This is a genomic window from Stenotrophomonas sp. GQ19, assembly GCF_059758695.1.
This window is the reverse complement of record NZ_JCAXES010000004.1, coordinates 130,520-150,592: the sequence shown is the minus strand read 5'-3', so window position 1 is coordinate 150,592 and position 20,073 is coordinate 130,520. Positions and strand designations below refer to the sequence as shown.

At 65.9% G+C, this 20,073-nt stretch carries 17 protein-coding genes; 1 reads left to right on the top strand and 16 read right to left on the bottom strand.

The genetic code is table 11. From position 1 onward, the window contains the following. Position 1 precedes the first annotated feature (1 nt). Both petA and AC6CHL_RS09855 read right to left on the bottom strand, forming a co-directional pair. Positions 2-622, bottom strand: a complete 621-nt coding sequence (gene petA, locus AC6CHL_RS09860) for a ubiquinol-cytochrome c reductase iron-sulfur subunit (protein ID WP_038689281.1) — start codon at positions 620-622, stop codon at positions 2-4. 182 nt (positions 623-804) lie between these two features. Continuing rightward, entirely contained in the window at positions 805-1,749 is a 945-nt protein-coding gene (locus AC6CHL_RS09855) for a lytic transglycosylase domain-containing protein (RefSeq protein WP_448133352.1), read from the bottom strand. Between the two features lie 199 nt (positions 1,750-1,948). Between AC6CHL_RS09855 and miaB the strand changes: the two genes are divergently transcribed. Then, entirely contained in the window at positions 1,949-3,406 is a 1,458-nt protein-coding gene (miaB, locus tag AC6CHL_RS09850) for a tRNA (N6-isopentenyl adenosine(37)-C2)-methylthiotransferase MiaB (protein WP_498294267.1), read from the top strand. Between the two features lie 126 nt (positions 3,407-3,532). Here miaB and AC6CHL_RS09845 read toward each other — a convergent pair whose 3' ends face one another. The 14 genes from AC6CHL_RS09845 to AC6CHL_RS09780 form a co-directional block, all read right to left on the bottom strand. Further along, on the bottom strand, positions 3,533-4,648 hold the full coding sequence (locus tag AC6CHL_RS09845) for an ABC transporter permease (RefSeq protein ID WP_038689288.1): 1,116 nt from the start codon (positions 4,646-4,648) through the stop codon (positions 3,533-3,535). Beyond that, positions 4,645-5,580, bottom strand: a complete 936-nt coding sequence (locus AC6CHL_RS09840; protein WP_498294371.1) for an ABC transporter ATP-binding protein — start codon at positions 5,578-5,580, stop codon at positions 4,645-4,647. The genes AC6CHL_RS09845 and AC6CHL_RS09840 overlap by 4 nt, the downstream gene beginning before the upstream one ends. Positions 5,581-5,651: 71 nt before the next feature. After that, positions 5,652-6,623, bottom strand: a complete 972-nt coding sequence (locus tag AC6CHL_RS09835) for an HlyD family secretion protein (RefSeq protein WP_498294266.1) — start codon at positions 6,621-6,623, stop codon at positions 5,652-5,654. Positions 6,624-6,721: 98 nt separating this feature from the next. Continuing rightward, positions 6,722-7,687: a fatty acid desaturase family protein gene (locus AC6CHL_RS09830; protein WP_038689290.1), complete on the bottom strand. Its 966-nt coding sequence runs from the start codon at positions 7,685-7,687 to the stop codon at positions 6,722-6,724. Continuing rightward, positions 7,674-8,270, bottom strand: coding sequence for a phosphatase PAP2 family protein (locus AC6CHL_RS09825; protein WP_498294265.1), 597 nt, complete (start codon positions 8,268-8,270; stop codon positions 7,674-7,676). Before AC6CHL_RS09825 ends, AC6CHL_RS09830 begins: the two co-directional genes overlap by 14 nt. 50 nt (positions 8,271-8,320) lie before the next feature. After that, positions 8,321-9,418, bottom strand: coding sequence for a glycosyltransferase family protein (locus tag AC6CHL_RS09820; protein WP_498294264.1), 1,098 nt, complete (start codon positions 9,416-9,418; stop codon positions 8,321-8,323). Then, positions 9,415-10,158 carry a hypothetical protein gene (locus AC6CHL_RS09815; RefSeq protein ID WP_498294263.1) on the bottom strand — a complete coding sequence of 248 codons (744 nt, stop codon included), beginning with the start codon at positions 10,156-10,158 and terminating at the stop codon, positions 9,415-9,417. Before AC6CHL_RS09815 ends, AC6CHL_RS09820 begins: the two co-directional genes overlap by 4 nt. Continuing rightward, positions 10,155-11,219, bottom strand: coding sequence for a hypothetical protein (locus AC6CHL_RS09810; protein WP_498294262.1), 1,065 nt, complete (start codon positions 11,217-11,219; stop codon positions 10,155-10,157). The genes AC6CHL_RS09815 and AC6CHL_RS09810 overlap by 4 nt, the downstream gene beginning before the upstream one ends. Continuing rightward, positions 11,216-12,277: a glycosyltransferase family 2 protein gene (locus AC6CHL_RS09805; RefSeq protein WP_498294261.1), complete on the bottom strand. Its 1,062-nt coding sequence runs from the start codon at positions 12,275-12,277 to the stop codon at positions 11,216-11,218. The genes AC6CHL_RS09810 and AC6CHL_RS09805 overlap by 4 nt, the downstream gene beginning before the upstream one ends. A 140-nt stretch (positions 12,278-12,417) precedes the next feature. Beyond that, positions 12,418-12,570, bottom strand: a complete 153-nt coding sequence (locus tag AC6CHL_RS09800) for a hypothetical protein (RefSeq protein WP_498294260.1) — start codon at positions 12,568-12,570, stop codon at positions 12,418-12,420. Positions 12,571-12,577: 7 nt separating this feature from the next. Then, positions 12,578-12,943, bottom strand: a complete 366-nt coding sequence (locus AC6CHL_RS09795; protein ID WP_498294259.1) for a hypothetical protein — start codon at positions 12,941-12,943, stop codon at positions 12,578-12,580. Between the two features lie 230 nt (positions 12,944-13,173). Continuing rightward, positions 13,174-14,352, bottom strand: coding sequence for a hypothetical protein (locus AC6CHL_RS09790; protein WP_498294258.1), 1,179 nt, complete (start codon positions 14,350-14,352; stop codon positions 13,174-13,176). 766 nt (positions 14,353-15,118) lie between these two features. Beyond that, on the bottom strand, positions 15,119-16,741 hold the full coding sequence (locus AC6CHL_RS09785; protein ID WP_498294257.1) for a hypothetical protein: 1,623 nt from the start codon (positions 16,739-16,741) through the stop codon (positions 15,119-15,121). Beyond that, complete coding sequence (locus AC6CHL_RS09780) at positions 16,738-20,070, bottom strand: phospholipase D-like domain-containing protein (protein ID WP_498294256.1); 3,333 nt, start codon at positions 20,068-20,070, stop codon at positions 16,738-16,740. Before AC6CHL_RS09780 ends, AC6CHL_RS09785 begins: the two co-directional genes overlap by 4 nt. Positions 20,071-20,073 lie beyond the last annotated feature (3 nt).

Sequence of the window (20,073 nt, the reverse complement as noted above, 5' to 3'; positions counted from 1 at the left end):
ATCAAGCCGCCCCCTGCGGGTCAACGCCGATGATGATGGTGTTGTCGTCCTGGTAATGGTGCGGCGGCACCAGCAGGTTGATCGGTGCCGGAACATCCTTGAACACACGACCGGACATGTCGAAGCGCGACTTGTGGCACGGGCAGAAGTAACCGCCCTTCCACTGCGGGTCGTAAGGCTCGGGACGGATTTCGGCGACCATTTCCGGCGAGCAGCCCAGGTGGGTACACAGCCCGACCAGCACCGACACGTCGGATTTGATCGAACGGAACTCCGGGTTCTGCTTGAGCACGTACTCGGGCTGCTGGTCCTTCTCGCCGGATTCGGGATCCTTCAGGCGATCGTCCAGGCCATGCAGTGCCTCCAGGATGGCCTTGGAACGCTTGACGATCCAGATCGGCTGTCCACGCCACTCCATGACCAGTCGCTGGCCTTCCTGCAGGGCGCTGATATCGGCAATCACAGGGGCACCGGCCAATTTGGCGCGGGCACTGGGATTCCAGGACTTGATGAACGGTACCGCTGCAAATCCGACGCCGACTGCTCCGACCACCGCGGTGGTTGCTGAAAGGAATCGTCGACGTCCGGTGTTGACTGGATCGTTTACCCCATCGTTGGCCATCCGGCACTCCGATATTGATTTAGGTAGCTTGAGGCTGCCAGTGGACCGGTGGGGGCCAGTCCACATTGAATCTGCCGCGAGTGTAGCTGAACCGAAGTCGGCCACACAACGCGGTACTACGGAACAACATTACTGCAGGACATTACGCCATGAAGGGCCGCCAGCGCCATGGGCGCGGTGCCTCATTGGGTGGTGGCCTGCGCACCGCGGTAGCGATCGGCCAACTGCGCCACCCGCTTCACGTAGTACTGGGTTTCGCTGTAGGGCGGCACGCCACCATGGCGATCCACCGCGCCCTCGCCGGCGTTGTAACCGGCTGCGGCCAGGGTGAGGTTGCCATTGAAGCGCTTGAGCAGCCACGACAGGTACTGCACGCCGCCGCGGATGTTCTGCGCTGCGTCATAGGAATCGGTGACGCCGAAGCGCCGCGCGGTGGGCGGCATCAACTGCATCAGGCCCTGGGCGCCGGCGCGACTGAGCGCGGTCGGGTTGTAGGCCGATTCGGCATGGATGATGGCACGCACGACGGCCTCTTCCACCCCGAACTCGCGCGCAGCGGCGGCGATTTCGGTCTGGAAGGCCGTGGTGTTGAGCCGCACCGAACCGAAGTTGACCCCCGGGTTGGCGCCGCAGGCGTAGCAGCGCTCGATGAAGCTGTAGTGGATGGTGCGCACCTGGCCAAGGCTGGCCAGCTGGGTGGGACGGGCGCTGGTGTAGTGGCGCACCCCGTCCTTCATGTAGGAATAGACCTGGCCGTTGACCACGCGCCCGGCTTTGTTGGGCCTCGAGGCGGGCGCCGCCGCCGGGGCGCTGAGCACGGTGGCCGGCTGGGCCGGGGCGCTGGCGGTCAGTGCGGTGCCGGTGCTGGCGCGATCGGCCGCGGCCGGGCTGGCGGCCGGTGCCGCAACGACAGCGGACGGGGTCGGTGCAGGCGGCACGTACCGGCGTGGGGCGTCCCGGCCGGGCCGGTAACTGCTGACCACGCTGCAGGATGCGCCCGCCACCCGCTTGCTGACGTAGCTGGGAATGTTGTCGGCCCCGATGCACTTGTACAGGGTGCCCGCACTGGCCGGCAAAGCGGTCAGCGCAGCCAAGGCCAGCGCAGCGATCCCCAAGATCCCCTTCATGGCGGCGAGTGTCCCAAGTTAACGGAGCGTTGCCAAGTCTTTGACGCGCCACTGACGGACCGCCGGCTCCAACCCCGACGGCCGTCACATCGCGGGCCGGCCCGGGCGCCCGGCGCCCTCCCCCCTTCCCCGCTACAATGGGCGGCTTCCCAGCAGCCTTCCCGGCTGCCTGCCCGCCCACCCGACTGGAATAAGCGCCATGACCGGGACGCCAGCTTCGACCGCGCCGACTTCGCCCGGCTCCGCCTTGCCTGCCTCCGCTTCGCCCGATTCGCCCCGCCCCGACCTGATCCCCCTGCCCGGCTCACGGCCGAAGGTGGACGGACCGGTGCGCGGCAAGCTGTACATCAAGACCCACGGGTGCCAGATGAACGAGTACGACTCGTCCAAGATGGCCGACGTGCTCGCCGCCGCCGAAGGCCTGGAGCTCACCGACGACCCGGCCGAGGCCGACGTGCTGCTGATGAACACCTGCTCGATCCGCGAAAAGGCGCAGGAGAAGGTGTTCAGCCAGCTGGGTTACTGGAAGGCGCTGAAGAACAACGGCCGTGGCGTGATCATCGGCGTGGGCGGCTGCGTGGCCTCGCAGGAAGGCGAGGCGATCATCAAGCGCGCCCCGCACGTCGACCTGGTGTTCGGCCCGCAGACCCTGCACCGCCTGCCCGAGCTGATCCGGCAGCGGCGCGAGTCGGGCAAGTCGCAGGTGGACATCAGCTTCCCGGAGATTGAGAAGTTCGACCGCCTGCCCGAGCCGCGCGCCGACGGTGGCTCGGCCTTCGTGTCGATCATGGAAGGCTGCTCCAAGTACTGCTCGTTCTGCGTGGTGCCCTATACCCGTGGCACCGAAGTGAGCCGTCCGTTCGAGGACGTGGTGGTGGAAGTGGCCCAGCTGGCCGCCCAGGGCGTGCGCGAGATCAACCTGCTCGGCCAGAACGTCAACGCCTACCGCGGCCCGTATGGGGAGGGCGAGTTCGCCGATCTCGGCCTGCTGATCCGCACCATCGCCGAGATCGACGGGGTGGGCCGGATCCGCTTCACCACCTCGCACCCGCTGGAGTTCAGCGACTCGCTGGTGGACGCCTACCGCGACGTGCCGCAGCTGGCCAACTTCCTGCATCTGCCGGTGCAGGCCGGCAGCGACCGGGTGCTGTCGGCGATGAAGCGCGGCTACACCGCGCTGGAATTCAAGGCCAAGATCCGCAAGCTGCGGGCGGTGCGCCCGGACATCTCGATCAGCTCGGACTTCATCGTCGGCTTCCCCGGCGAGACCGACGAGGATTTCGAGAAGACCATGAAGCTGATCGAGGACATCGGCTTCGACCACAGCTTCTCCTTCATCTATTCGCGCCGCCCGGGCACGCCCGCGGCCGATCTGGAAGACACCATCAGCGACGCCGAGAAGCACGCCCGGCTGTCGCGGCTGCAGGCGCGGATCAATGAACATGCCGCCGGCATCTCGGCGAAGATGGTCGGCACCGTGCAGACCGTGCTGGTGGAAGGTCCGTCCAAGCGCGACCCGAACGAGTTGACCGGCAAGACCGAGAACATGCGCTCGGTGAATTTCCCCGGCCACCCGCGCCTGGTGGGCCAGTTCGTCGACGTGGTGATCACCGAGGCATACAGCAATTCGCTGCGCGCGCGGATGGTGACGGCGTAACGGCGTGCCGACCAACGGTCGACACCTACCCCACCGTTGGCCCGTATCCGCCGGCCCCGGTAGATGCCGACCGTTGGTCGGCACTCCGGATCATTGTTGCCACATGCCCACCGTCGGTCGGCGTTGCTAATCCAACCGCTTGCGGAAGCGCAGGATCGCCAGGGTCATCATCACCGCGATGAAGGCCAGCAGGGCCAGCACCTCCGGCCACAGCTCCCACCAGCGCGCGCCCCGCAGCATGATGCCGCGCACCAGCCGCAGGAAATGGGTCAGCGGCAGCACCTCGGCCAGCCACTGCACCACCCTGGGCATCCCCGCGAAGGGGAACATGAAGCCGGACAGCAGGATCGACGGCAGGAACACGAACATCGTCATCTGCATGGCCTGGAACTGCGACTGCGCCTTGGTCGAGATCAACAGCCCCAGCGACAGGTTGGCGGTGATCAGCAGCATCGCCACCAGGTACACGTCCAGAACGCTGCCACGCACCGGCACATCGAACAGCCACATGCCCAGCAGCAGCACCAGCGTGGTCTGCACCAGCCCGATCGCCGCATACGGCAGCACCTTGCCGATCATCAGTTCGCTGCGGGTCAACGGCGTGGCGATCAGCAGCTCCATGTTGCCGCGCTCGCGTTCGCGCACGATCGCCACGGCGGTGAACATCACCATGGTCATGGTCAGGATGATGCCGATCAGCCCCGGCACGATGTTGATCGCCGAGCGCCGCTGCGGGTTGTAGAACGCCACCACGCTGATCTGCCCGGCACTGGCTACCGCGCCGCTGCGCAACGGCCGATCGTTGCCCACTGGCTGGGTACTCAACGGCACCTGCGCCAGCTGCACCGCCGCGCTCTGCACCACGGTGTCGCTGCCGTCCACCATCACCTGGACGGCCTCGCGGCCGTCGAAGCGGCGGCGTTCGAAATCCGGCGGCACCACCACCCCGATGCTGATGCGTCCCTCGCGCAGCGCCTGCACCAGCTGCTCGGGCGTATCCACGCGCAGGATCGGGTGGATCACCCCGGTGGCCACCATGTCCATCAGCAGCGCACGTGAGGCCGAGGTTCCGGCCTGATCGGCCACGCCGGTGTCGAGGTGCCGCAGGTTGAGATTGATGGCATAGCCGAACAGCACCAGCTGCATCACCGGGATGCCCACGATCATCGCCAACGTGATGCGGTCGCGGCGCATCTGGCGCAGCTCCTTCAGCACGATCGCCCACAACCGGCGCAGGCTCATGGCGAGGCGCCCTGCGCCGCAGTGCTGTCGCGTCCGCACGTGGCCGACACGAACACGTCTTCCAGGTTGGCGGCCGCCGGCACGACCTCGGCGCCCTGCCCGCCGCTGCGCAGCGCCTGGCGGATGCGGTCCTCACCTTCGCCGGCGTGCGCCAGCAGCACGCGCAGGGTGTTGCCGATCTGGGCCACGCTGAGCACGCCAGGCAGCCCGGCCAGCAGGCGCTGGGCCTGCCGCGGCTGCTGAGCGGCCACCTCCAGGGTGCGGCCCTGCAGCGCGGCGGTCAGCTCGGCGGGGCTGCCGTCGGCCACCAATGCGCCCTGGTCCAGGATGGCCAGGCGGTGGCAGCGTTCGGCCTCGTCCATGTAGTGGGTGGACACCAGCAGCGTGGTGCCGGCATCGGCCAGGTCGAACAGCTTCTCCCAGAAGTCGCGGCGCGACTCCGGATCCACCGCGCTGGTGGGCTCGTCCAGGAACAGCAGCTCGGGCTGCTGGATCACCGCCCCGGCCAGTGCCAGGCGCTGCTTCTGGCCGCCGCTCAGGGTTCCGGCCAGCTGCCTCTGGCGGTCTTCAAAGTGATACTGCGCCACCAGCGCGTCGATGCGCTGGCGTGCCGCAGCGCGCGGGATGTCCTGCACGGCGGCAAGAAACTCCAGGTTTTCGCGAACGGTCAGGTCGTCGAACAAGGAGAAGCGCTGGGTCATGTAGCCGATGCGCCTGCGCAGCGCTTCGGCCTGCTCGGGAATGCGCAGGCCGAGCACCTCGATGTCGCCCTCGCTCGGGGTGAGCAGCCCGCACAGCATGCGGATGGTGGTGGACTTGCCCGAACCATTCGGGCCAAGGAAGCCGTAGACGTTCGCGCGCGGCACGCTGAGATCGACGTGATCGACGGCCACCAGGTCACCGAAGCGCTTGGTCAGGCCGCGGGCGCGGATGGCCAGTGGCTCTGCCCCCGCCGGTTCGGGCAGTACGGCCGCAGCGGGATCGGCCGGCGCCGTCGGGAGCATCAGAACGTCACCCGCACCGGCACCCCGGCGGGCAACCGGGCCAACGCGGCGGTGTCCGTACCGACCAGCTCGATTTCGGCCAGGTAGCTCAACCGCGCCGCGTCCTCACCGGTGAGCGCGTAGTACGGGGTGAACACCGGGTCGCTGCGCACCGCCCGCACCCGACCGGCCAGGGCGCCGTCGCGCCCCTGCAGGTAAACGTGGGCCGCCTGCCCCACCACCACCGACGGGCGCAGCGCCGAGGGCAGGTACACCCGCGCATACGGATGGTCACCCACCAGCAGCACGGCCAGCGGCGCGCCCACCGGTGCCTGGTCCCCCAGCCGGTAAGGCAGCGCGTCGATCACCCCGGTGCGCGGTGCCACCAGTGCCAGCTTGCCCAGCGTAACCGCCTGTTCGTCCTGCTGGGCCTGCGCGGCCTGCAACGACGCGGCGCCCTGGGCCACCTGCTCGGCGCGGGTGCCATGCTGCAACGCCAGCAATGCCTGTTCGGCGGCCTGCACCACGCCCGTTGCATTGCCGGCGGCGGCGCGGGCGCGGTCGACGTCGGCCGCCGCCACCAGGCGCTGCCGTCCCAGTGGCTGCAGGCGGGCGTAGTACGCCGACGCGTCCGCAGCCTGTGCGCGCGCGGCGGCCAGATTGGCGCGGGCCTGGGCGATGTCTTCCACCCGCGGGCCATGCTCGAGTTCCTCAAGCGCCTGTCCGGCGCGTTGCGACTGCGCCTGCAATGCGGCCAGCTGCGCGGCGGTGCGGGTGGCGTCCAGTTGCAGCAAGGGGGCGCCAGCGGACACATGCTGCCCTTCCACCACCGAGACCGCGACGATGGTCTCCGCAGCGGGCGCCGGTACGGTGATGCGGTCCCATTCGAGGGTGCCAAGGGCTTCAGGCGGCGCAGGGTGGCAGGCGGCGAGCAGCAACACGGCCGCCACGCAGGCCAGGGGGAGGCGACCGGGCGGGACCAGGGCGGGCATCGCAGGCATCCGGGCAGGAGCAGAGCCTGCATGCTGCCTCCCGCGTCGGGCGCAGCCTGTGAAGGTGCGCCGGCCGGGCAGCGCGCATCGCGGCCGGATCAGACCGGCGGCGTATCCGGCACCGTGCGCGTGACGCTGCGCAGCACCCCGATGTAACCGTCATGAAGGTTTTCGCCGGGAATCAACCGTTGCGCCACCAGGTCGGCATGGACGCGGTGCAGATGGTAGAAAGGCATGCGCACGTAGAGGTGGTGTTCGATGTGGTAGTGGACCGCGTGCGGGCCGAACACAAAGGTCTGCCAGTTCCGGCGCACGATGCTGCGCGCGTTGCGGCTCTGATCGTCGCAGGCCGGTAGCCCGGCGTGTTCCATGATCGCCCTGACCCGCCCCATGAAGGGAAGCAGGGTGATCGCGGGCAGCAACCACAGGCCCAGGTACAGCAGCGGATGCCCCGACCAGGCGAGCAGGCCGAACAGGAGCGCGTTGCTGGCCAGCATGGAACCGACCTCCCAGGCCAACGTCCTACGCGACTTGTCCACCGCAGGCATGATCGCGCTGTAGTCGCCGCGCACCAGCTTGAACGCACTGATGAGGTAGCCAATGCCACATAGATCGGCCAGCAGTCGCATGGCCACCGTGCCCCGCGGCTGCGGGTAGTCGGCCAGCCCGAACACCGCCGCCACCGGGTCGTCATGGCGCATGGGATGCAGGTGGTGCTTGAGGTGCCCGGCGCGGTAGGTCTGCAGCGAAATGAACAGCGGCCCGGCGGCCGCCCACTGACCGACCAAGTCGTTCAACCGCTGCCGGGGCAACAGCAGCCCGTGGGCGCTCTCATGCATGATCACCGCGAGGGCGAGCTGGCTGCGGGCGATGACCAGTGCCGCCAGCAGGTAGGTCAGTGGATGCGGCACCACGATGGCCATCACGAATGCCGCCACGATCAATCCCCAGTCGCCCAGCAGGGCCAGCAGGCCGGTCCACGGGTTGACGACGAACAGGCTGGGGTCAGGGGCAAAGCGATTCAGCGCCGCATTGTCGCCGGCACGTGATCTAGGCGGGCACATGGGCAGCGCGTCCTTGTCGGTAAGTGGCCAGCGTACAGGCCAGCGCCAGCAGTGCGCCGGCGACGACGTCGATTGCGGTGTGCTGTTTGAGTGTCAGGGTCGACAGGCAGATCAGCAGTCCGGCAAGGCCGATCCCCCACCTGCCGGGGCGGTTCCAGAGCGCCGCACAGGCCAGGCACGTCACCGCGACATGCAGGCTGGGGCACCCGTTGGACGGCAGATCCAGCTGCCAAAGCCGGGCCAGGCGCTGCTGGAGAAAGGCATTGTCGATCGTGCCGGGATCGGGCCTCGGCACATGTTCGGGGAACAGCCAGAAGCAGACCAGGGCCACACCGAAGGCCAAGCAGGTAGCACTGCTGAAACGGCGGAACCGGTCCGCGCTGGCGTAGGCCGCGGCCAGCACGACGAACGGAAAGAACGCCACATACAGCCACCAGGACTGCGCAACAAACGGAATCTGCTCGTCCAGCCGGGTGACCCAGACATACCGAGGCACCACGACACGCTGCAACGCGATGAACACCGTCAGGCCAGCCACCAGCCCCAGCAGCGCCACCAGCGCCTGGCGCGCGTTGGGACGCAACGGCCATCGTTGCGTGGCTGCAAGGGGACGAGCGGCAGCAGGCGACACGATCAACGCCCCCCCAGGGCAAGCAGACGGCTGACCCATGCATCGATCCGGGTCTGGGCGCGGCGCCGGCCGTCCGCGGCAGCGGGATCCGGTGTGGCCGCGGCACACAGCCGTGCCGCCGCCTGCGCCACCTCACGCTGGAACTGACCTGCATCGCCGTTCCATACCACCACCTGGTGCAGGAGCTTGAGCTGGGCCGCACGTGCCGCGTTGCTTGCCTGTTCGGGCTGATCGCTGAGGACCAGAAGGATCGGACGCTGGTAGACAAGCGCGATCGACAGCGCGGCCATTCCCGGCGCAGAGACGATCAGCTGTGCATGCGCCGCGTGGTTGGCCCAGTCCGGATCAACGGCGATCCACCCGTCACGCCCGGCGTAGCCCTCCCCCACCCGATGCGCCGCGAGGCCTGCATCGGCCAGGCCCGCGCTCAGCGCATCGGCCAAGGCGGGGTCGCTGAAATGCGGGTTGAGGTACACCGCCGCACCGCCCGTGGCCTGTGCCGCCTCGGCCAAGGCGACCGGGGTTGGCAGGCGATGCAGGGCGGGTGCTGCGGCGTCGTCGATCTCACAGGCGAAATCGTGCTCGATGCAGGCCCGCGCCAGGTGCAATTGGCGGTGCACGACCCAGCCAAACAGGCGCCCGAACAGGCGCGGCCCCACCCCTGCAAAATTACTGATCAACGCAGCCTTGAGGCTGGCGCCGTAAACATGCACCACCTTGCGTCGCCAGCCGGGCAGCATGCCCATGTGCAGCAGCGCGGGATGGAAGGAATCGTTGATGACCAGGTCAGCAGCGCGCAAGCGGCGTTGCAGGCGCCCGATGTCGCGCAGCATGCGCCCCGGTCGGAACAGGTAGTGCGCGACAGTACGGTTGGTCGCCGCGCGCAGCATGTTCTGCCCGTCATCGAACTGGACCGCGTAGTGCACTGACAGCACCTGCGCCTGGATACCGAAGCGCAGCAGGAACTGCTGGCCCTGCACGGACGTGGTGAGCACCTCGACGCTGGCGCCTGCGTCACGCAACGCATGCACCAACAACTGCGCACGCATCAGATGGCCACGCGCATCAGCGGTGGCGAGGTAAAGGATACGGGGACTCATCGGTCGCCTGCACCGGTGCCCCGCAGACCGCCAAACACCCAGCCGGCAACGTACATCGCCAGCGCCCCGGTCACGCCGAAGCCGGCGTCGACTGCGCGGATGTCCTTCAGCAGGCGCGCCAGCGCCGGCACTTCATCGGGTGCCACGAGACGCCGCAGGGTGTTCCCGCACACGCGCACATGCGCCTTCTCGTCGCCCAGCACCTGCGACAGCAACGGGTACATCGCATGCTCGGCACCGATCACATCACAGTGGCGGGCCAGCACGCGTTCGGCCATCTGCTCGGCACACAACCCCGTGGCGAAGGCAGGCACCAGCAACCCGTGGCTGAAGTGCCGTGCATACGCATGCGAGAGGCGTCGCCAGCGCTGGATCTTGCGCCGGCTGAGCCAGTCCGGCTCCATGCGGCCGGTGCCTTCATCGCCAGCCCGCCGCAGGGCGTCGGCAAACAGCGCCACATGCCGACGCTCATCGGCCAGATGCCGTTCGATCTGGCGATCAAGCCATTCCGGCGATTGCGGCATCAGTTCATCCAGCAGCGCGCGCTCGGTGGCGTCTTCGCCGACCAGATACATGCGCAGCAGCAGCCGCTCGCCGCGCCGACTGCGGTGAAGCCGGACCAGCGCCGCACGTTTGATCCGGTCCACCCAGCGCGCCTGCAGCCCGCGCAGGCCACGCGCGACGGGCGTGGCCAGGCAGCTGAAATCCAGCGCGTCGGCATCCTGCTGGACGACGCTCATGGCGCAGGTCGCGCGACGGACGGGGTCGCCGGCGGACGGCGGTGCCAGGCAAGGATCAGGCCGATGAAACTCTCGCGCATGAACGCCGCACCTGCCGAGGCTGCGGCCGGGAAGCGCTCTTCCACACCATTGAAGCGCAGATAGCCCGTGCCGTTGACCGCCCCCAGTTCCAGGGTGTCGCGCTTGTTGAACCCCCGCTCGCGCACGCCCGAGAGCAGCGGGCTGGCGTCCAGCCCGAACACGAACAGCTGGCGCTGTACGGCCCAGACCGGTACCTGGCTGCTCAGCGCCTGCAATCGAAGGTTCCACGTTCCGCTGGCCAGCAGCGGATCCAGCGGCGCCGTGCCGGGCGGATCGGCAGTGAAGCTGGCGCGCAGCAAGGGTTTGGACAGCCGACCCATGCCGAGGGAAACAGTGATGTCATTGGCACCCGGCCTGTTCGCGTCGCTGGGACGCACCCGGACGAAGTAGCCGGCAACCCGTGCCGCAAGCGAGGGCTCGGCAAGGGCCCTGCGGGCTTGTCCGGCGGTAAGCAGCACGCGCACGCCGGCGCCGTCGCGGACGCCGATCTGGTAGGGCTCAAGTTCGATCGCGGTGAACGTGCCGCGCACCGGAGCGTGCACGTACGTGTCGGGTTTCCAGGTGTTTCCCGAGCGTCGCAGCAGCACATGCAGGCTCAGCGGCACGCGCTGGCCATCGGCGGCCACGCCACTGCCGTGCAGCAGCACGTCGCCAACCACGGTCTTCCGATCGTGGGCGGCATCGGCGGCGATCACGATCGTGTGGGTTGTGGGGTCTACACGGGCATGGGCATCGGCAACATCCAGGGCAATGCGATGGCACGTACTGGCCGCCGGTTGCGAAGGTGCGGCACAGTCACCGGTTGACGCGAAGTGAAACACGCCCCGTCCGTTGAACGCGGCAGCGTGCGCCTGACTCCCCGGTGCCAGCCAGGCCAGGCACAGCAATGCATACCCAAACGCGCCGATCAAACCGTGTTTCATGTGGGATTCCCCTGGAAGCGCCGCCTGCGGACGGTGCCATCGCACGGCGCGGCTCATTCCAGCGTGCGGTGGTAGGACAAGGCCTGCCCGTGCTGGGCAGCGGCGCGACCGGCGGAGATGCCGCACCCACGAACCACGGCGCCGGCGGTATCGAGCAATGACATGCCCATCACCAGGGTCGCTGCGGCAAGCCGGCGCATGCCACGCAGCGGCGGCAGGTCCTGGTGATTGAGCGCCGCCAGGCTGTAGCGCAGGCGCCCGGCCATGACCAGCAACGGCCCGAGCGGACCGCTGCGCGCCAGCCACTGCAGCCGGTCCGGCAGGTAGGCGCGAATCAGGTGGGGGGTCAGGTCGACGCTGTCGCCGCCGCGCAGCCACCGCAGCTCGACCACTTCCCGCCGGCTGTCGGGCAGTCGGTGCTCGGTGTGCGCGCGCGGCGCGTAGGCCACCGCAACGCCCGCAGCCTGCATGCGCAGCCCCATGACCTGGCAATGGGCCCGATAAACGCCGTCGAGGGGCTCGTAGCGGTGGTGTTCAAAGACTTCATGGCGGAACGCCACGTTGTTCGCATAGAAGTTGCGCGTCGCGCCGACGCGCAACGGGCTGGGGAAGTACATGAAGTCGATCGCCGTCAAGGCAGTGCCCGTGACAGTGGCTGCATAACTGGTGCGTCCGGCGACCGCGACAGGCGCGTCGGGCTGGGCAAACGGCGTCAGCAACTGCTCCAGCCAGTCGTTGCAGGGCAGGCAATCGGCATCGGCAAAGACCACATACTGGCAACGCACGCCGTCGACATGATCAAAGCCGACGTTCTTGGCCTCGTAGTAGCCGGTGCGCGTGTCGATCTCAACGAAATCCAGCGGTCGCCCGGCCAGCAGGCACAACGCCTGGCGGGCCTCCAGATCGAGCCCATCGTGGGTGATGATCCACTGCGCGAACGCACGCGGGGAAACACTCTGCTGGTTGAGCCGGGCGATCAACCGTTGCAGGCTGCCCAGTGCCTCCACCGCGGCATCGCCTCCGCGCAGGTTGTTGGTTTCCAGCACCAGTGCGGTCCGGCTCGCGATATCGGCGAGCCCGTGACCCATGCCGTCGCTGCGGGACGGGGGCAACATGCTGTGTGCCGCTTCCTGGCTGTCCATGTCGAGGTCTTCCTGCAAATGTGTTTCGGCCTTCATTCTAGGGGAAGCCGCCTTCACGCGTCAGCCGCGCATCTGGCGGGCCTTCGTCGAACGCTGAGCTTCCTGCGCTGTGCTCACGGCTCCCACAGATACACCGAGATCATGTAGGCAACATACAACATGGCCCACTGCCCCAACAGGTTCAGCCCCAGCGCCAGCGTTGCAGAGCGCCAGGCCTGCCGAATGATCCCGCGCACCCGCCGCAGGAAATGGGTCAGTGGCGCCACCAGTGCGCTAGCTGCCAGATAGCATCGTAAGCATCGCCATCAGATCACTCAGTGTGGCTTGCACCGCGTCAACCGCAGCTGCCGCCAACGCTGAAACGATCACATAGGCTGAAAAACACAGGATGGCCAGACCCAGCAGGTGCAGCACCAGCGCCGACAGTGACGAGCGCCAGGACTGCCGACGCAGGAACAGGCTGACGACAGCCAGCAGCGCACCCATGGGAAACAGCGCGAGCAATGAAAGCAGTACTACCACCAGGGCATCCACACCGCGTTCGTTGACGGCACCCCACTCCACGGCGAACGCCGCAATGACCAGACACGCTACAAGCAGCAGGCCGGGCACGGCCAGTGCCAGCGAACAGATGGTCAAGCGTGGGAAACGTGGTGCGCCGAGGGGTACGCGGACGGAACCCTCTGCCGGGCCATTCGGGCGGCCCGGGGGTGCAATTACATCGCTGGCCATGGCATTCCTTCCGAGGTAACGGATGTAGTCTCCATTCTCACCCCCTGAGGCGGGGGCCAAGCCCAGCCCATTGAACGGCATCGGCATTGATGCATCATTTCAGACGCGCCCACGAACTTTCTACGGGCCTCTGTGCCTTAACGACTTTCATCATGGCTGAGCTTCTCCACGTCATAGCCGTAGGTGACTGCCATGTATTCCTTGATGCGGTAGTACCCCTTGACCCGCATTGTCCCGTCTGGAGTGCCGCATTCGTGGGCGTAGTGGCCTTTGCCAAAACGCCTGACGTGCCTGTCGCGCCTTGGCTGTGGATCAGGCGTCCACCAGGGAAAGTGCTCGGAGGGTCTGCCGTCGCGCACATCGTATTCCCAGCACACGAAGATCAGGCGCTCTTTCCCCTGCGCGTCGTAGTCATAAACACGATAGCTGGACGGACCGATCGTGGTCGGCGTCACCCTGAGAACACCCGGTTCCACATACGCCTTGAGGGCGTCTCGACCGTCCCCCTCCCCTCCCTGACGATCAAACTGGATCACACGGGTGAGCTTGCCATCTGCACCGTACATCTCCTGCCGGCTCAGATCGACTCCTCGCCACTGACGCTGGCGAGGAGTGCGCGCGCCAGCATCGAATAGTTCCGATATCTGGCTTCCGTCACGGTGTGTATAGCTTCTGATTCGCGGGTAGCGGTCAAGCCCGGCAAAATCATTGCCGACGAGCGAAAGCGGCACCGGGTGAACGGGAAAACTGTAACGAGTAACAACCCCTTCGTCCTGCGCGCGCTCAGCGTACAGCGCTTGCGCATCACCCTTGAAAACATTCGGGTCCGTAGTTTGTAAATGCGTCAATGTGTTTGCCGCACTGAACCTGAAGGCCACGCTCGCCCTCTCACCTTTGCCCAAACCGCGGAGCCATTTTGTGCCGCTCCCGGCTTGGTTCGCGGTCCGGAACTCCCGGGGCGGGCCATTGCCGTCTTGAGCGTTGACTCTGTAGTGCCGCAGCTGTGCCGAAAGCGTCCCATCGGCATTGTATCGATACGAGTCATAGGAAACGCCAGCACGACGCAGTTGATCGCATGCGAAACCTGCGGGCGTACCTGGACCGCTCTTGGCGAATTCAGCGGCAAGTTCCAGCTTGTCATCCCGGTAGGTGAAACAGTACAGCACCCACCTTGTCACATCCTGAGCGGAATTCCTGTTGCTCGTCACACGCATTTCAGGAGAGGCATACCTTCCAACCTCGACCAGATGCCCGCGATCGTCGTAGTAATACGCCATCGCGGAATCCAGGTAGTAATACGGCAACACTTTCGCCAAGATTGCATTACGCTCCTGGGCAGGTGTTGATCTGTATGTGACAGTACGTATCTCTCCACTGCTGTCGACAAGTGGAACCGGGCCACCCCCTCTGCTGTCGCGCACGACCGCATCAAATACCCGACTCTTCCAGGACTCTACACGGCACACCCGCCGCCCTCCGTGCCCATCGTTCTCCATGAAGACTACGTCTCCACCCCAGTGATCAAACTTGCCCGCCTGAATCTCTCCCACACGTGGCGACACACGAGGCGGCGAGACCTTGCCATCAGGAAGCAGGCGCGCTTCGCTTACGGTTATGGGACTGGATCGACCGTCCGTGAATCTCATGACCACATCTCGATTGGGTGAAGCCAGTGGATCCAGGCGATCTGTGCACGCAATCGCCTGGTTCGACGCGCAGACGCCGAAGGCACTCAGCAGCAGCAACCTCAACTGCGCCCTATGATTCATGCCCACTCCAACAAGTACTGCATCGACTAACGCAAGGGAGCGCACAGCCTTTCGTCGCCGACGCGCCTTGAAAATGAATGGGCGCGCCGAATCCGCATGGAGCCGCAGCCTTGTCCCAGCCAATACGCTGGCGCAATGCGATTGTCCAAGGCTGGCTCATGCGCCGCATCGAAAAATCTGCAGTCAACGATCAGATGCCGTCGAACTGCCCTTTACGTTGCCACATCTCGGCGCACGGTCCGCGGCCGACCCCAAAAGCGTGCCGAACAGGGGTCTGCCGTTGCACTTGACCGGACGCACGGCGCCTTGGGGCTCAGCGACCTTCATAGCTGAGCTTGTCCACGTCGTAGCCATACGTCTTCGCCATGTAGGCATCAATCTGTGCCAAGCCCTGTATCACCATCGTGCCGTCCGGCCTACCGCAGCGATTGGCCACGTTCTTCATGCCATACACGAGGGCTTCTTCCCTGCTGCGTTTGGGACCCGGGTCGGGCGTCCACCAGGGGAAGTGCCGGAGAGGCTTGTTGCTGGGGGCATCGTGCTGCCAGCAGACAAAGGCCAGGCTCTCTCTGCCTTTGGCATCGTAGTCATACACACGGTAGCTCGCGTAGCCGGAGGTGGTCGGGGTGAGCCGAAGCACGCCGCGTTCCGCATAGCCCCTGAGGTCGTCCTTATAGGCATCACGCGGGGCTGCTCCATAGTGGATGACCCGGGTCAGCCTGCCGCTTGAATCGAACATCTCCTGCCGGTTCAGATCAAGCCCACGCCATTGCCGCTGCCGTGGCATGCGTTTGTCGGCATCGAACAACTCGGAGATATCCAACCCGCTGCGGTGTGGGTACGTCCTGACGCGCGCGTAGTTGCCCACGCTCACGAACCGACCATCAATTGCGGACAGCGGTACCGGCTTGGCGGGAAAGTCGTAGCGCAGCTTGGCCTGACCGTCGCTTGACCGTTCCTGGAACAGCTGCTGGGCATCGGCGGGCACGAGGCGCATGTCAGCAGTGGAAAGACTGATCACCCCGCTGCCCGGGAGGAAGCTGAAGAGCACGTTGGCTCGCTTGCCAGGTTGGTCGGCATTGGCGTACCAGGCATTGCCCTGCCCCAGCCCCGCAGACGCCGAGGGGGTTCCGCTGGCCGCCGTTGCGGTCTTCGGTGCCGTACGCAGGCTGGCCAGCAAGGTCCCGCCCGGATGGTACTGGTAGGTGGTCATCGCCACATCGCCAGGCTTGATCTGGTCGCATTGCAGCCCGCGCACGGCGCTCAACTGCTCGTCCACCCCGGCGACCATCGCCAACTGCCCCTTCGCATCGTAACGGGCGCAGAAGATCAGCTGATCTGCCACGACCGGGCGCCGGGAGTGGTTACGGACCGCGTTTACCCCCTCGGTTTCGTGGTAGCGGGCCTCGACCAGATGCCCATGGCTGTCGTACCTGAAGGTATCGACGCGGGTCATGAAGTAATACGGCGTCAGTTTGGCCAGGAGCGGGTTGCGCTCCTGCCGGGGTTCTGCCCGATAAGTCACCGCGCGCACCTTGCCATCGTCGTCCCGGCGCAGACCCGGACTGCCATCAGCCTGGACCCGCTCCAAGGGCCCGTGGACCCGGCTTTCCCATTGTTCCAGGCGACAGATGCGCTGGCCCGACCGGCCATCCGACTCCAGATAAACCACCTGCCCCGTTGTCGGAGCGAACTTGCCTGCCGGCAGTTCCGCAACACCTGGGACCAAGGATGGCAGGCGTAGGCGACCATCATCCTGAACCTGCTCCCCCTGTAGTCGCACGCGGCCCGTCGCGCCATCGTTGAACTTCAGCACGACGCCGTCTACAGGCGACACCAGTGGATCAGCGCGATCATTGCATGCCGCGCCGGCCTGCAGCGCGTAAACGCTCAGCATCGCCGAAAGAGCCACCGCAAGCCTTCCCTTCACACTCATACCTGCTCCGTGCCCGTTGCGGGTGATGATACTGATGCCAGACGTGTTCGGTCCCCGTAAAGATCCGACGTCATCGGTACGGCCGCGATCAGGACGTTGGGAAGCTCGGCGGCGGGGTCGTTCATGCCATGCCCCCATTCCAGCGGCATGGTCACCCAGAAACCCTTCACCGCGCCGCCGTCGTCGCGCAGGCGCGCCAGCGCCTTGGCGACATTGTGGCGGCCAACGGTCTTGGTTGCCTCGCCCTCCATCACACTTGGCACGTCCATGTATGCCGGCTGCAGGTCCGAAGGCTGCGCATACAGGTAGCGCAGGGTCTTGGTACGCTTTTCATTCTTCCCTGACGTCGCAAAGCCATGGAAGACATCGTGGTAGGACGCCATGCTGTTGCGCGGTACATTCTGGAAGACCGCTTCGAATGCCGCAGCGTTGGTGTCTGCCAGTGCCTGGATCGTCTTCCAGCACGTGCCCGCGGCGGGCTGCTCGATGAACGCAGCACTCTCGGTGTTCCGCCGGACGGGAGGGTGGAAGCTGTCACCGGCGGCCTTGGTGTACCCCCTGTCTTTGGCAGTGCGCCCGACAACGTCACCCTCTTCAATCGACATACCCAGGAACTTCTTCCACAGGCGCAGGCGCAGGTCGCGTGCAAACGCACGCGTCACCACCTTGGCTCCGTTGCCCAGGTCACGCACGGTCGAGTCGCCGTCCACGATCACCGCCGCGATCTCGGTATCTCCGGTTCCCAGCAGGCTCCGGTCATTGCAGTTCGCACTGCCGATGATCGCAACGGCATCGTCGACGATGAGGAGCTTGGAGTGCACGTAGCACTGTTCGGTGACCAGATAGATCGGCGGATTGGCGCTGCTGCCACCATGGGTCATCGGCGCACTGCGGTAGGTGTCGTGGTTGACGTCCTTCAGCACGCCGTAGCTGCGCAGGTTCAACACCGTGAGATAGTCCTTCCATCCCCCCTGTGCCATCTCGGCGCGCAGGTCGTCCTCGCTGACGCTGTTGCGCCGGATGTTGAGACGCTTTGCAACCAGCGCCTCACAGATTTGACGGACCAGGCTCTCACGCCCCCGAAGCAGGCTCTGCTGGACCCAGTATTGTTGCTTGAGCACCGCGCCGTCGAACAGGCTGCCTTCCGGGTGCACGGGCAGCGTGATGTACACATGGAAGGGTTGCCCGGTGGTAATGGCCTTGATGATGCGGGACGCCAGCGTGGCCACCAGTTTGTTCTGCCCGGCCGATGGCTGGCCCTGCTTGAACGTGCGCAGTGATTTCACCGCATTGCCCGCCCCCAGCCGGTCAGCAGTTCCCTGGGTGGCGCCTACGGCACGATCGGCCACCTTGGTTTTCTTCTGCTGTTCGGCGGTCGGCGTGCCGCGCTTTCCGCCGGCCATGATCATTGCAAGCCGGGTGCCCGGCTCGGCGTCGGAAAACTTGCAATCGGAGATCAGGAACTGGGTTTCAACGTAGACGAACGCCTTGGCCGATTCGATGCAGTTGAGCATCGCGTCCTGGATGGAATGCATGGGATCCTTGCGTTCCCAATAGGGTGACAACCCGCTGCAGTCATTCATATCCAGGCCGTGCTCCGCGCACGCCTTCTTTTCCATCGCGTGAAGTGCAGTGCCCGAGGAGCGCACGATCTGGACGGCGATATTGCCAGCGCTGCCCTTGCTGGACAGATCACCAAACAGCGCCTGACGCCCGCCCATGGCGTCCAGCCACGCCCCTGAAAGCGGCGTGAGCTCGCGGCCGCGAGCCAGCGAGACCTGTTCGGGCAGCGACGCACCAATACGGTTGGCCAGCCGGATGCCACTGTTGGTGGCATCGCGCACCTTGCGGCCTGCCCACTCGTCGCCGCGCTGGTTCTGCCACACCATCGCATTCCAGCGGTGCATGAAATTACGGCAGATATCAAAGACCGCCGGGCCTTCCAAGCGTGCATGCACGTCTTGCCACGGCATGCGTGCGTGTCGCCCTGCATCGAGCAACAGCTGGCTGCGATCGATCGGCTCGTTCAGCCACTTCTCGAACGCGAGGAAGGCATCCTTGGCCTTCTGCAGTGCGTCCAGCGCCGCCTTCTTGGCCGCACTGACGTCCTTTCCAATCTCCGACGGATCGTTGACGTACTCACCCAACCGCTCGACGACCTTGCCACCGGTTTCGGTGGCCGAGTTCACGGTCGCCTTCAGGTCATTCCACTTTTCCAGGAACGCGTTGGCCTGGATGCTGGTGAATGCCTTGGCCGCGTGCAGTGCGTGGTCGGCGGCGCCGCTGACGTTTCCTTTTCCGAGCTCGTCGTAGCTGCGGTTGCTGGAGGTGATCACCTCGTCGTACTTGAGGTCTGCCTGCGCAAGATTGGACTGGATGCTCTCGAGCAGGCTGCCCAAGGTCTGGACGACGCTGGTGGCGGTGGTGTATCCGGGTATTACCAAGCCTTTGATTTTCTCTGCCACAGCGTGCTCGGCCGCGTCGGGAATACCGGCCTTGTCCGCATAATCCAGGATCTCCGCCAGCGCTGCACCGCTGTCCCATTGGCGCTTCAACAGGTCCATGGCCGTGGCGATGTTGGGCAGGTACGCAGGCGCGAAGCCCGGACGTACCCGGGTAGACGCGCCCTCGGCCTCGGCCGTATCGCGCGTGAGGTCCCGCTCCGCAGGCGTCATTTGGCGTGACTTGAACACGCTGTTGTTGTAATGATCGTTGATGACGTGAAGCGCCGGATCGCAGACCACATCGAAATTGCCGTCGTCCCATCGCCCGTGGGCGACGTCAAGCCCGCCGACAAAACCGATGCGGCCGTCGATCACCAGGATCTTCTGGTGATGGGAGAACGCGATATTGAATGCATCCCCGCGGCCAGTGGCGGGATTGTGCAGCCCCACTTCGATATTGCCGGGCGTATCCATATCACGCATTTTGTAGAGCGCGGTACGTGCTTCGTTTTCGTGCGTGTAGGCGGCGGCCTCGATGCTGTCGTAAAGAAGCACCCGAACATCCACCCCACGCACATTGATCGCGTCATACAGCAGCTCGCTCAAGCGACCGCGGTGTGCGCCGTCTCCCCGTCCGGTCAGTTCCGTATCGAAGTTCATCTGCCAGTCGGCGATGAAGATGAACTTCCTCGCCCCGCGGATGGCCTCGGCCATCGCATGCATGGCCGAGCGCCCGTCGGTGTAGGACGTCACCGCGTTCCCGTGCCGCACCGGGGCGAACTGGCGATCAGGCGGTGCGTAGTAGTCACCGCTGGAGGTGCCTACCTGGCCGGTCTGGCAGGTCAGCGCATTGCGCGCGACCGTACTGGTGGTGCCGTCGGCCATGGC

Excerpts from the sequence above, each read along its gene's own strand:
- petA (WP_038689281.1), bottom strand. The coding sequence starts at position 622 with ATGGCCAACGATGGGGTAAACGATCCAGTCAACACCGGACGTCGACGA.
- AC6CHL_RS09855 (WP_448133352.1), bottom strand. The coding sequence starts at position 1,749 with ATGAAGGGGATCTTGGGGATCGCTGCGCTGGCCTTGGCTGCGCTGACC.
- miaB (WP_498294267.1), top strand. The coding sequence starts at position 1,949 with ATGACCGGGACGCCAGCTTCGACCGCGCCGACTTCGCCCGGCTCCGCC.
- AC6CHL_RS09845 (WP_038689288.1), bottom strand. The coding sequence starts at position 4,648 with ATGAGCCTGCGCCGGTTGTGGGCGATCGTGCTGAAGGAGCTGCGCCAG.
- AC6CHL_RS09835 (WP_498294266.1), bottom strand. The coding sequence starts at position 6,623 with ATGCCCGCCCTGGTCCCGCCCGGTCGCCTCCCCCTGGCCTGCGTGGCG.
- AC6CHL_RS09830 (WP_038689290.1), bottom strand. The coding sequence starts at position 7,687 with ATGTGCCCGCCTAGATCACGTGCCGGCGACAATGCGGCGCTGAATCGC.
- AC6CHL_RS09820 (WP_498294264.1), bottom strand. The coding sequence starts at position 9,418 with ATGAGTCCCCGTATCCTTTACCTCGCCACCGCTGATGCGCGTGGCCAT.
- AC6CHL_RS09815 (WP_498294263.1), bottom strand. The coding sequence starts at position 10,158 with ATGAGCGTCGTCCAGCAGGATGCCGACGCGCTGGATTTCAGCTGCCTG.
- AC6CHL_RS09810 (WP_498294262.1), bottom strand. The coding sequence starts at position 11,219 with ATGAGCCGCGCCGTGCGATGGCACCGTCCGCAGGCGGCGCTTCCAGGG.
- AC6CHL_RS09805 (WP_498294261.1), bottom strand. The coding sequence starts at position 12,277 with ATGTTGCCCCCGTCCCGCAGCGACGGCATGGGTCACGGGCTCGCCGAT.
- AC6CHL_RS09785 (WP_498294257.1), bottom strand. The coding sequence starts at position 16,741 with ATGAGTGTGAAGGGAAGGCTTGCGGTGGCTCTTTCGGCGATGCTGAGC.
- AC6CHL_RS09780 (WP_498294256.1), bottom strand. The coding sequence starts at position 20,070 with ATGGCCGACGGCACCACCAGTACGGTCGCGCGCAATGCGCTGACCTGC.